This is a genomic window from Pseudomonas sp. GW821-FHT01D09 (assembly GCF_059422465.1).
Genome location: NZ_JBWKWY010000023.1, coordinates 76243 through 87940, shown reverse-complemented (window position 1 = coordinate 87940; position 11698 = coordinate 76243). Strand labels below are relative to the sequence as shown.

The 11698-nt window shown below is 63.3% G+C and carries 9 protein-coding genes; 6 read left to right on the top strand and 3 right to left on the bottom strand.

Annotated elements, in window-relative coordinates; all coding sequences use genetic code 11:
* Positions 1 to 227: 227 nt before the first annotated feature.
* A complete protein-coding gene (locus AC07W7_RS19235; RefSeq protein WP_495039917.1) occupies positions 228 to 2768 on the top strand; it encodes a LuxR C-terminal-related transcriptional regulator in 2541 nt (846 codons plus the stop codon).
* Between the two features lie 144 nt (positions 2769 to 2912).
* Here AC07W7_RS19235 and AC07W7_RS19230 read toward each other — a convergent pair whose 3' ends face one another.
* A complete protein-coding gene (locus tag AC07W7_RS19230) occupies positions 2913 to 3701 on the bottom strand; it encodes an IclR family transcriptional regulator (protein WP_076962811.1) in 789 nt (262 codons plus the stop codon).
* Positions 3702 to 3820: 119 nt separating this feature from the next.
* On the opposite strand from AC07W7_RS19230, the gene hmgA reads away from it, so the two are divergent.
* The 4 genes from hmgA (at position 3821) to AC07W7_RS19210 (ending at position 8482) form a co-directional block, all read left to right on the top strand.
* A complete protein-coding gene (hmgA, locus tag AC07W7_RS19225; RefSeq protein ID WP_099167981.1) occupies positions 3821 to 5104 on the top strand; it encodes a homogentisate 1,2-dioxygenase in 1284 nt (427 codons plus the stop codon).
* Positions 5105 to 5107: 3 nt separating this feature from the next.
* The gene (gene fahA, locus AC07W7_RS19220; protein ID WP_495039916.1) at positions 5108 to 6406 is read left to right on the top strand and encodes a fumarylacetoacetase; all 1299 of its coding nucleotides are present in this window, start codon (positions 5108 to 5110) and stop codon (positions 6404 to 6406) included.
* A gap of 12 nt (positions 6407 to 6418) precedes the next feature.
* Positions 6419 to 7054, top strand: a complete 636-nt coding sequence (maiA, locus tag AC07W7_RS19215; protein WP_076962808.1) for a maleylacetoacetate isomerase — start codon at positions 6419 to 6421, stop codon at positions 7052 to 7054.
* 69 nt (positions 7055 to 7123) lie between these two features.
* Complete coding sequence (locus AC07W7_RS19210; protein ID WP_169902004.1) at positions 7124 to 8482, top strand: MFS transporter; 1359 nt, start codon at positions 7124 to 7126, stop codon at positions 8480 to 8482.
* A gap of 82 nt (positions 8483 to 8564) precedes the next feature.
* Here the strand turns inward: AC07W7_RS19210 and AC07W7_RS19205 are convergent, their stop codons facing one another.
* Positions 8565 to 9368: a SirB1 family protein gene (locus tag AC07W7_RS19205; RefSeq protein ID WP_076962806.1), complete on the bottom strand. Its 804-nt coding sequence runs from the start codon at positions 9366 to 9368 to the stop codon at positions 8565 to 8567.
* A gap of 185 nt (positions 9369 to 9553) precedes the next feature.
* On the opposite strand from AC07W7_RS19205, the gene AC07W7_RS19200 reads away from it, so the two are divergent.
* The gene (locus tag AC07W7_RS19200; RefSeq protein WP_495039915.1) at positions 9554 to 10573 is read left to right on the top strand and encodes a Leu/Phe/Val dehydrogenase; all 1020 of its coding nucleotides are present in this window, start codon (positions 9554 to 9556) and stop codon (positions 10571 to 10573) included.
* A 48-nt stretch (positions 10574 to 10621) separates the two neighbouring features.
* Here the strand turns inward: AC07W7_RS19200 and AC07W7_RS19195 are convergent, their stop codons facing one another.
* A complete protein-coding gene (locus tag AC07W7_RS19195; protein WP_495039914.1) occupies positions 10622 to 11272 on the bottom strand; it encodes a hypothetical protein in 651 nt (216 codons plus the stop codon).
* Positions 11273 to 11698: the final 426 nt, after the last annotated feature.

Below are 11698 nucleotides of genomic sequence, written 5' to 3'. Positions count from 1 at the left end.
CGATGGCGGTGGACCAGGCAAAACCCATCAACCTGACCCACCGCCATCGCAGGCAAGCCAGCTCCCACATAGGGGCGTGTTTTAACCTGTCAATCCTGTGCCGGGCTCAAATGAAGCCCGGCTTTTTTATGCCCGGCAATCAGCCCGCTGAATACTTCTTCAACAACGCCCATTGACAGGACTACGGTAGACCGCACACCGCATAACAATAAAAAAGGGACGCTGTAATGACCGCCATGCCCCGTCGCCTGGATCGCCCTGGATTCATGCCACGTCTGTCTTCCCACCATGTGCTGCGCCCACGCCTGGCCGAACCGTTGCGCAGCGCCGAGGCGCGGGTCCGGTTGCTGTGCGCGCCGGCCGGCAGTGGCAAGAGTGCCTTGTTGGCCGAATGCGCCCTGCAGGCCCCGGCGAGCTGCCAGGTGTATTGGCTGCCACTCAACGGTGCAGCCTTGGCTCCCCTGGATTTGTGCCAGCGCCTGGCCCAAAGCCTGGGGCTGGCGTTTGTCGATGAAGCCAGCTTGTTGCTCGACCTGAGCCGCTGGCAAGCGCCGGCCTGGTTGTTTCTCGATGACTATTGCCGGGTATCGGCGCCGGCCCTGGATGCCTTGCTCGACCGCGTGCTGGCGGCCAGCAGCCCGGCCTTGATCTGGTGGCTGGGCGCGCGGCGCCGGCCGGCCTGCAATTGGCCACGGCTGTTGCTCGACGATGAGTTGTGGGAGTGCGGCGGCACCGAGTTGGCGTTCGATCAGCGCGAGGTCCAGCAATTGCTCGATCATCACGCCGTGGGCATGCAGACCGCCGACAAGGTCTTGCAGTTCTGCGCCGGCTGGTGCGCCGGCGTGCGTATCGCCCTGCTCGAAGGTGACAGCCATCCCGACAGCGGCGCCTGGCATGGGCGTTCCCAGACCCTGCTCGATTACCTGCAACACGAACTGTTCAGCACCTTGCCCAGCGAGCTGGAGGAAGCCTGGCGGGTACTGGCGCACCTGCCACGCTTTAACCCGGGGCTGTGCGAGCACCTGTTCGGGTTTGGCGATGGCGCCGACTACCTGCGCGATCTTCAGGCCCTGGGCGCGTTTATCGAGCCCTGGGAAGATTCGCCGGACTGGCTGCAGGTCTTCGCGCCCCTGGCCCAGCTGCTGCGCGATGAACCGTGGCCGGCCCGACGCTCCTGGCACCGGCGCGCCTGCCAATGGTTTACCGCACAGCAGGATTGGCAGGCGGCGTTCGAGCAGGCGTTGCTCGCCGAGGAGTACGAAGTGGCGGTCAGCCTGTTGGAACACTTCAGTTTTGAAGACCTGTTCCGTCAGCAGAACGCCGTGCTGTTGTTGCGCCTGCATGAGCAACATGGCGACGAGTTGATGCTCGGCTCGGCGCAACTAGTGGGGCTGGTCACGGCTGCCTTGCTGTTTGCCGGGCGTTTCGACCAGGCCGCGCAATGCATCGATCAACTGGCGCGCTTCACCCCGCAACCCACGGCCGCCTTGCAACGGCACCTGTTGGCGCGTTGGCAGGCGCAGTGGGGGTGGTTGTTGCATCTTGGGGGGGACGCGGTGCCTGCGCGTGAGCATTTTCTGGAGGCACTGAATGATTTGCCGGACAGCGCCTGGACATCGCGCCTGATGTGCCTGTCCGGGCTGACCCAGCAAGCGCTGTTGCGCGGCGAACTGGAGGTGGCCCAGGCCCTGAACCGCGAGGCGCTGTGCCTGGCGCGGGCCCATGGTTCGTTGCTGCTGGAGGCGCTGCTGGAGCTTGATCATGCGCAATTGCTGGAACAGCGGGGCGCACCGTATCGGGCCCAGAGCCTGTTGGAAAGTGTACAGGCCATGTTGATCCAGCAACGTCTCAAGGCCGGGCCGTTGATGGGGCGGATTGCTCTGCGCCGTGGGCACCTGGCTTTGCGCCAGGGGCATGATGCCCTGGCCACCGAGTGCCTCGAAGCCGGCCTGGGCATGTGCCTGCACAGCCAGGACAAGCGCGTGCTCTATGGCTTCCTCGGGTTGGCGATGCTGGCGGCCAACCGCGGTGACTACGCCCAGGCGTTTATCCAGTTGCGCGACGCCGAGCGCCTGATGCAGCGCCGGCAGGTGCCCGACACCGTGTATCGGGCGGTGTTGCTGTTGCTCAGCGGGCATTTCTGGCTGCAACAGGGGCGTGCCGAACTGACCCTGGAAGCGCTCAGCCGAGTGCTGCGCCACTATCACGGCCCCCAGGCCAAGCAGGCGCCGCCGGCGACCCTGGAGCTGATCCCCCGCCTGGAATACCTGCTGGTGCTGGCCCAGGTCAGACTGCACCGGGCCGAGCAACCCATCCAGCGCCTCATAGCCTTGCTCGATACCGCCCGCGAGCGGGGCATGCAGTGCCTGGAGGTGGAGTTGCACCTGGTGTTGGGCGAGGTGGCCTGGCAACAAGGGGAAAAAGTCCTGGCGGTGCGCTCGCTGCAAACCGGGCTGGCCCTGGCGGCGCGCTGCCAGGTGCAGCAGGCTGTGCGTGAACTGCGCTTGCGCCAGCCGGGGCTGCTCAGTGAGTTGGGGCTTGAGCCTCAGGAGGCAGTGGCGGCGCCAGGGGCCAACCCGTTGAGTCAGCGGGAGCTGGAGGTGTTGCAACTGATCGCGCGGGGTAACTCCAACCTGGAGATTGCCGAGTTGTTGTTTATCTCGCTGCACACGGTGAAGACCCACGCGCGGCGGATTCACAGCAAGTTAGGGGTGGAGCGCCGCACCCAGGCCGTGGCCAAGGCTAAGACCCTAGGTCTGATGGCCTGATTATTCCAAGCAGCGTTGATCAAAATGTGGGAGCTGGCTTGCCTGCGATAGCGGTGGGTCAGTTAATGCATTTGCCTACTGATACACCGCTATCGCAGGCAAGCCAGCTCCCACATTTGCCCGCATGCATTCAGTTGCAACAGGTCAGGGCTGGTAACCCATCCGCCAACTCACCGCCTGGCTCGCCGCCAGCAATTGCCCGGCCGCCGGCCCGTCTTCATCAGCATGGAACAACGAGGTCGGCCCCACCACGGTCATCACCGCCACCACCTGCCCCATCGCATTAAACACCGGCGCCGATAGCGCATCGACCCCGGGCATCAGCAAACCATGGACAAAGTGCAAGCCACGCTGGCGAATCTGCTCACAGGTCTGCCCATACGCCTGATCGTCCACCAGCGCATGGGCGGTGCCGGCCTGGATCTCCCGCGTGCGCAGGTCCATGGTTTCGCGCTCGGGCAGAAAGGCGCTGAACACCAGCCCGGTCGAGGAACTGAGCAGCGGCAACACCGACCCCAGCTGCGTCACCACCGTGACCGCGCGCACCGCCGGTTCGATATGCACCACGGTCGCGCCATGGTTGCCCCACACCGCAAGAAAGCAGGTTTCATTCAACGCATCGCGCAGTTGTGCCAGAGGCAGGGCGGCGACTTTCAGCACGTCCATGCTGCCCAGTGCCGCCAGCCCCACGCGCAAGGCCTCGCGGCCCAGGCCGTAATGGTTGGTGGCGATGTTCTGTTCGGCAAACCCCGAGGCAATCAGGGCCTGTAAATAGCGGTGGACCTTACTCGCCGGCATCTGCACATGTTCGGCCAGGCGCGACAGGGACGTGGCCGGCGACAGTTCGGCCAGGGCCTTGAGGATGTCGGTGCCGACTTCGGCCGAGCGGACTTTTTGTTTACCGGTGTCGCGGGGGGCGGGCGGCTTTTCCATGGAGAGCGTGTATCCGAAAGACGAATGGCGGTCTTTATAGCTTGACGGCCGACAGGGAGCAAATTACGTTATGCGTAACTGGATTACGATAAAAACAACCTCCTGATTGAGGACGCTCCATGAACCTCGAATACCAATCGGGCTTTGGCAATGAATTTGCCAGCGAAGCCTTGCCCGGCGCACTGCCGATCGGCCAGAACTCCCCGCAAAAAGCGCCCTATGGGCTGTACACCGAGTTGTTCTCCGGCACCGCCTTCACCATGGTGCGCAGCGAAGCCCGGCGCACCTGGATGTACCGCATCCAGCCATCGGCCAATCACCCGGCGTTCGTCAAGCTGGACCGGCAACTGGCCGGTGGCCCGCTGGGCGAGGTCACGCCCAACCGCCTGCGCTGGGACCCGCTGGGCATTCCCAGTGAACCCACCGACTTTATCGATGGGCTGGTGGCCATGGTGGCCAACGCCGGCGCCGAGAAACCGTCCGGCATCAGCGTCTATCACTACCGCGCCAACTGCTCCATGCAGCGGGTGTTCTTTAATGCCGACGGCGAGCTGTTGATCGTTCCCGAGCAGGGTCGCCTGCGCATTGCCACCGAACTGGGCGTGCTGGAGGTCGAGCCGCTGGAAATCGTCGTGCTGCCACGGGGCCTGAAATTCCGCATCGAGCTGCTCGATGCCCAGGCTCGCGGCTACGTCGCCGAAAACCACGGCGCGCCGCTGCGCCTGCCGGACCTGGGGCCGATTGGTAGCAATGGCCTGGCCAGCCCCCGGGACTTCCTGACCCCGGTCGCCCACTACGAAAACCTGTCGCAACCCACGCCCCTGGTGCAGAAGTTCCTCGGCGAGTTGTGGGGCTGCACCCTGGACCACTCGCCGCTGAACGTGGTGGCCTGGCACGGCAACAATGTGCCGTACAAATATGACCTGCGTCGCTTCAACACCATCGGCACGGTGAGTTTCGATCACCCGGACCCGTCGATTTTTACCGTGTTGACCTCGCCCACCAGCGTCCACGGCCTGGCCAACCTCGACTTCGTGATCTTCCCGCCGCGCTGGATGGTGGCCGAGAACACCTTCCGGCCACCGTGGTTCCACCGCAACCTGATGAATGAATACATGGGCCTGATCCAGGGCGCCTACGACGCCAAGGCCGAAGGCTTCCTGCCCGGCGGCGCATCGCTGCACGGCTGCATGAGCGCCCACGGCCCGGATGGCGAGACCTGCACCAAGGCCATCGCCGCGGACCTGGCGCCGCACAAGATCGATAACACCATGGCCTTCATGTTCGAGACCAGCCAGGTGCTGCGCCCAACCCGGTTCGCCCTGGACTGCCCGCAACTGCAAAACACTTACGACGCTTGCTGGGCCACGCTGCCAGCAACCTTCAACCCGAATCGGAGATAAGCCATGACGCAGTCCACTCTCACCCGCAGTTGGGTGGCCTCGGCCAACGGTCACCCGGATTTCCCCCTGCAGAACCTGCCCCTGGGCATCTTCAGCCTCAACGGTTCGGCACCGCGCAGTGGCGTGGCGATTGGCGAGCATATTTTGGATCTGCAAGCGGCCCGCGACCTGTTTGACGGTGAAGCGCGCCGCGCCATCGACGCCATGGCAGACGGGCAACTGAATGCCTTCTTCGAGCTGGGCCGTGGCCCACGGGTGGCCCTGCGCGAACGCCTGCTGCAACTGCTTGCCGAGGGCAGCGATCAGCAAGCCAGGCTGCAAGCCCTGGGCGCCCAGGTGTTGCCACTGGCCGTCGATTGCCAGATGCACCTGCCGGCAAAAATCAACGATTACACCGACTTCTACGTCGGCATCGAGCACGCGCAGAACGTCGGCAAACTGTTCCGCCCGGACAACCCCCTGCTGCCCAACTACAAGTATGTGCCGATTGGTTATCACGGCCGCGCCTCGACCATCCGCCCGTCCGGCACCGAGGTGCGCCGGCCCAAGGGCCAGACCCTGCCGGCCGGCCAGACCGAACCGACGTTCGGCCCGTGCGCACGCCTGGACTACGAGTTGGAACTGGGGATCTGGATCGGCCAGGGCAATGCCATGGGCGACTCGATTGCCATTGGCGACGCCGCCGAGCATATCGCTGGCTTCTGCCTGCTCAACGACTGGTCGGCCCGCGATATCCAGGCCTGGGAATACCAGCCGCTGGGGCCGTTCCTGTCGAAAAGCTTTATCACCAGCATCTCGCCCTGGGTGGTCACGGCCGAAGCCCTGGAACCGTTCCGCAAGGCCCAGCCTGTACGCCCGGCCGGTGATCCACAACCGCTGCCGTACTTGCTGGACACCCGTGACCAGGCTGCTGGCGCCTTTGATATCGAACTGGAAGTGCTGCTGACCACCGCCGCGATGCGCGAGCAGAACCTGGCGGCCCATCGCCTGACCCTGAGCAACACCCAGCACATGTACTGGACCGTGGCGCAAATGGTCGCACACCACAGCGTCAACGGCTGCCAGTTGCAGGCCGGCGACCTGTTTGGTTCGGGCACCCTGTCGGGCCCCGAGGCCGGCCAGTTCGGCAGCCTGCTGGAAATCACCGAAGGCGGCAAAAAGCCGATCGAACTGGCCTCCGGCGAGGTGCGCAAGTTCCTTGAAGACGGCGACGAAATCATCCTGCGTGCCCGCTGCCAGCGTGACGGTTTTGCCTCCATCGGCTTCGGCGAATGCCGGGGCACCGTGGTCGCCGCGCGCTAAGGGGGCGAGGGGATGGAGCTTTATACCTACTACCGTTCCACGGCGTCCTACCGGGTGCGTATCGCCCTGGCGCTCAAGGGCCTGGACTTCACCGCGCTGCCGGTCAACCTGCTGGTGCCCAAGGGCGGCGCCAACCGCCAGCCCGAGTACCTGGCGATCAACCCCCAGGGCCGTGTCCCGGCCTTGCGTACCGACGAGGGCGAGCTGTTGATCCAGTCGCCGGCGATCATCGAGTACCTGGACGAACGTTATCCACAGGTGCCGTTGCTCGCCAAGGACCTGGCAACCCGCGCCCATGAGCGCGCGGTGGCCGCGATCATCGGCTGTGACATTCACCCGCTGCACAACTCCAGCACGCAGAACCTGTTGCGCCAGTGGGGGCATGACGAGGCGCAATTGCTGGAGTGGATCGGGCATTGGATCAGCCAGGGCCTGGGCGCCGTGGAGCAATTGATCGGTGACCAGGGCTATTGCTTTGGTGACCAGCCAGGGCTGGCGGATGCGTTTCTGATCCCGCAGTTGTATGCGGCCGAGCGTTTCCAGGTGGCGCTGGAGGGTTACCCGCGAATCCTGCGTGTCGCCGCATTGGCAGGCAAACACCCCGGGTTTATCCAGGCCCACCCCTCCAACCAACCTGATACACCCTAGATCAATGTAGGAGCAGGCCAGCCAGCTCCCACAAGTGATACCCCATAAAAATAAAACAGGTACCTTGCGATGCATAATCAGATTGCCAGCTTTCGCGCGGCACTCGACGCCCGTCCGGTGTCGCGCTACCAGTGGTTGATTCTCCTGTTATTGGCGTTATTGCTGGTGACCGATGGCTACGATGCCCAGGTGCTGGGCTACGTAGTGCCGGCGCTGGCTCAGGATTGGGGCCTGGAAAAGGCCGCCTTCGGCCCCGTGTTCAGTGCCAACCTGCTGGGGCTGACCCTGGGCTCCCTGGCCGTGACGCCCCTGGCGGACCGCTTCGGCGTGCGCCGCATCCTGCTCGCTTGCGTGCTGATCTACGCCAGCCTCACGATGCTGATGGTGTTCGCCAATTCCCTGAATACGCTGATGGCCGCGCGTTTTATCTGCGGCATTGGCATGGGCGGCGCGATGCCCAGTGCCATGGCGTTGATGTCGGAGTATTCGCCACCGCGTATGCGCACCTTGATGGTGACGCTGGCGGCCTGTGGTTTCTCGTTCGGCGGGGCGGCGGGTGGTTTTGTCGCGGCGGGGTTTATCGACAGCTTCGGCTGGGAGGCCGTGTTCCTGGCGGGTGGCGTGACGCCGTTGCTGCTGTTTCCCTTCCTGGTATGGCTGCTGCCTGAATCCTTGCCGCGCTTGCTGCGCGATGCACCACCCTATGCGCGCCTGCAAAAAGTCACGGCGCGCATGCTGCCAGGCTGGCAGGCCCCGGCGGCCAGCGAAGAACAGAATCGCCAGGAGCAGGGCAGCCAACTGACGGTGGTGGAGTTGTTTCGCCATGGCTATGCGCGGCCGACGCTGCTGATCTGGTCGACCTTTTTCGTCAGCCTGCTCCTGCTGTACTTCATGATCAGTTGGTTGCCGTCACTGCTGCTGGAAAGTGGCATGCCCTTGAACAAAGCCAACCTGGTGACCTCGATGTTCCTGTTCGCCGGTACCCTGGGCGCGATTGGCATGGCCTGGTTTGCCGACCGCCTGAAAAGCAAGGTGCGCCTGCTCTCCGGTGTATTGGCGGCCGCGGCGGTGTGCACCATTTTGCTGGGGCTCAACCATGACAACCCGCGTTACCTGGTGGCGTTTGTGTTTGCGGCGGGCTTTTGCATCATCGGCGGCCAGTTGACCTTAAATGCGTTTGCCAGCAACTTCTATCCGGCCCATGTCCGTGCGACGGGCACGGGCTGGGCACTGGGTGTCGGGCGGTTTGGTTCGATCCTGGGGCCGCTGTTTGGCAGCATGCTGCTGGCGATGCACGTACCGGTGCAGCAGATTTTCTTCTTCTGCGCGATTCCGGCGGTGATTGCGGCGTTGCTGATTATTCAGGTGCGCTCGCCCGGAGCCACGCCGCCAAAAGATTCACTGCGTGGCGATATTCTCAAAACCTGAAGGCCACCATGCTTACCTGTGGGAGCTGTCGAGCCCCGGCGAGGCTGCGATGGGGGCGGCGCGGTTTAACGGTCGGCCCCCTTCAATGCACCACCGCCCCAGGTGGCAAATGCCCCAGCCGCTCTGTCAGGCGCAGCCGCTGCACCGGGTCTTCACTGAGCAACAGCGCATGCTCAAGATCAAAGCGCTCGGCATTCGGGCAGTCCAGGTGTTTGTACAGACTGGCCCGTGCCAGGTAGTCGGCGGCGCTGGCATCGCCCAGCTCCAGCACCCGCTCGGCGTCGATCAGCGCCGCCAGGTGATTGTCATTGGCCAGGTGCAGTTGCCGCAGGTTGCGCGACAGCCGTTGCAGGATCAACCGCGGCTCGGCGCTGCGCAGGTGTTCGGCTTGCAGCTTGAGATTGGGGCCGTACTGGCGTTGCAGCAATTCGCGGCAGTCGTTGGGGTACAGCCGGCGCCCGCCGCAGGGGTCGAGTAAATGATCGGCACCGCTCACCCGCAGCAGGAAGTGCCCCGGAAAGTTGACACCGACCATGGGGATCTCCAGGCGCCGCGCCAACTCCAGGGCGATCAGGCCCAGGGCCAGGGGTTGTCCGCGTCGGCGCTGTAACACCTTGTCCAACAGCGCGGCGGCGGGGCGCAAGGGGGTGAAGTCGTCCTGGGCGAACCCCAGGTCATTCATGATCCGCAGCAACGGCTGGCCCAGCTCATCGGCCGGCAGCAGCGGCATGTCGAGGCTGACCTGCTGTTGCAGCACCGTGAAGTCAGCCAGGATCGCCCGTGGGTCCACAGCAGGATCGTGCTCGGCCGCGATCCATAACGCGGCTTCAAACAGCGCCGGCGGTGAGCGGTGCAGGCATTCAAAAAAGGCTTGGCGGGGATTCATGACGTTCTCCGACGGATGTCTCGTTTTAGCCTTGCCGAGAACTTTCGTCCAGCTTCTTGAGAATCAGCCTACTTGTTTATGTCGCAAAGCCTGTAATTACGGCCTGCTTATTCCCGCGTGCTCCGGCAAGCTTTTAACGGCGGCCTATACTTGGCGACAACAAGAAATGATTCGGGAGCTTGACGATGTTTGCTCTCATGCACAGCACCCGCCTTGAATCCCTGCACCTGAGCGTTGACCCGGTGACCGGGTTGAAGGCGGTCATTGCCATTCACAGCAGCCGCCTCGGCCCGGCCCTGGGTGGCTGTCGCTACCTGGCCTACCCCGACGACGAAAGCGCCGTGGCCGATGCCGCGCGCCTGGCCCAGGGCATGAGCTACAAAGCCGCGCTGGCTGGCTTACCGGTGGGCGGCGGCAACGCGGTGATCATCCGCCCGGCCCATGTGGAAAGCCGCGCCGCGCTGTTTGAAGCTTTCGGCCGGTGTATCGAGCAACTCAATGGCCGCTACATCACCGCCATCGACAGCGGCACCAGCGTGGCCGACATGGACTGCATCGCCCAGCACACACGCTTTGTCACCAGCACCACCGCCGCCGGCGACCCGTCTCCCCATGCGGCCATGGGCGTATTCGCCGGCATCCGCACCGCCGCCATGGCCCGGCTGGGCAGCGACAACCTCGAGGGCCTGCGCGTGGCAATCCAGGGCCTGGGCAATGTGGGCTACGCCCTGGCCGAACAACTGCACGCCGCTGGTGCCGAATTGTTGGTGAGCGATATCGACCCTGGCAAAGTGCAACTGGCCATGGAGCAACTGGGGGCCCACCCGATTGCCAACGACGCCTTGCTCAGCACCCCCTGCGACATTCTTGCGCCGTGCGGCCTGGGCGCCGTACTCAACCGCCAGAGCGTCGCCCAACTGCGCTGCGCCGCCGTGGCCGGCTCGGCCAGCGCGCAACTGACCCACCTGCAAGTGGCCGACCAATTGGAGGCCCGCGGCATCCTCTACGCCCCGGACTACGTGATCAACTCCGGCGGCCTGATCTACGTTGCCCTCAAGCACAACGGCGCGGACCTGACGACCATCACCGCACACCTGTCCAACATCGGCACGCGCCTGACCGAAATCTTCGGCCATGCCCAGGCCGAAAAACGCTCGCCTGCGCGGGTGGCCGATGAGCTGGCAGAGCGCTTGCTGTATCGTTGACGAGGCAGTAAAGGCATCACTACAGTGCCTCGGGCAGGGGGGCGGTATTTAGGCCAAGATAAAAATTTCGCCCCCGGAAACGTAGTCACCTTTTTTCCCCCACTGTTCTTCAATGCCATTAATCACTGCCATTGAGTGCCCGCCAATTGTCCCATCCCATAGCTCTATTGCCCTGTTCACTATGCCCACTGCGCCATTTCGCAACTCCGCTGCGGTGCCAGATCTCATATAGTCTTTGAGGCCAAGGCGCAAAAGGCCTTCAGCTCCTTCTTCACCATCTTCAATGCTTTTCAGTGCCTCGGGAAAACCTTTCTTTGCCGTACCATCGTTATCCTCGTTTTCTGCCCGTTTGGCACATGCGGCATATATCACGCAGGCATCGTCTATCATTTCGGGGTCATTGCCTTGAAGGTTGGCGCTTTCTTTCGCGAGTTTCAGTTCCTCTTGGGATAGGTGTACCTTCACACCATCTCTCATCGTTATATCCAGGCCATCGCCCGTCTCCTTTACTTCCTTGAAGACATCGGCTGGCTTCTGACCAAAACGCATCATCGCGGCTTTGATGGCCGAGATCGTAATGCAGTCGCTATTGTTTTCTCCTTGAGAAAAACCACCCCAGATGTCCTTCGGCTTTTCGCCTGAGCTGGATTCAACAGAGTCATTGCGGTAGTTAAGGGCGCTGCTTGCGCTTGATGCCATGGAGGGGGCGGAAAATGACTGGCTCCTGCTGCGGCTACTCGCCCAGTCGATTGTCCTGGATTGTTTCCAGGCTGCTGGCGTCTGGGCGTCATAACCGTAGACTGGGCTGGCTGGAGGTGAGGGGAGAAATGACCTGCGGTTATCATTGCCTGGCGCATAATTGATTGCCCGAGGCCGGCTATCAAGGGGGGCTGGCTGGACTGTCGGGCTGGCTGGGGGCCTTTGCCCGGGCACAGCCTGGTTTGCTGTAGGTGACGGCCACGCACCATGGCCGGGTATTGCAGTGCTTTCCATAGATTTCCCCCATTTTGCGAACGCTGTAGAGCGGTCGCGAAGACTGTTTGCACTGGTTGCACAAGGCACTCCTGTGGGTGGCAGTCACGACGGTCCGGTTCCAGTAAGGGGGAACTTAAGATTTATCTTTGC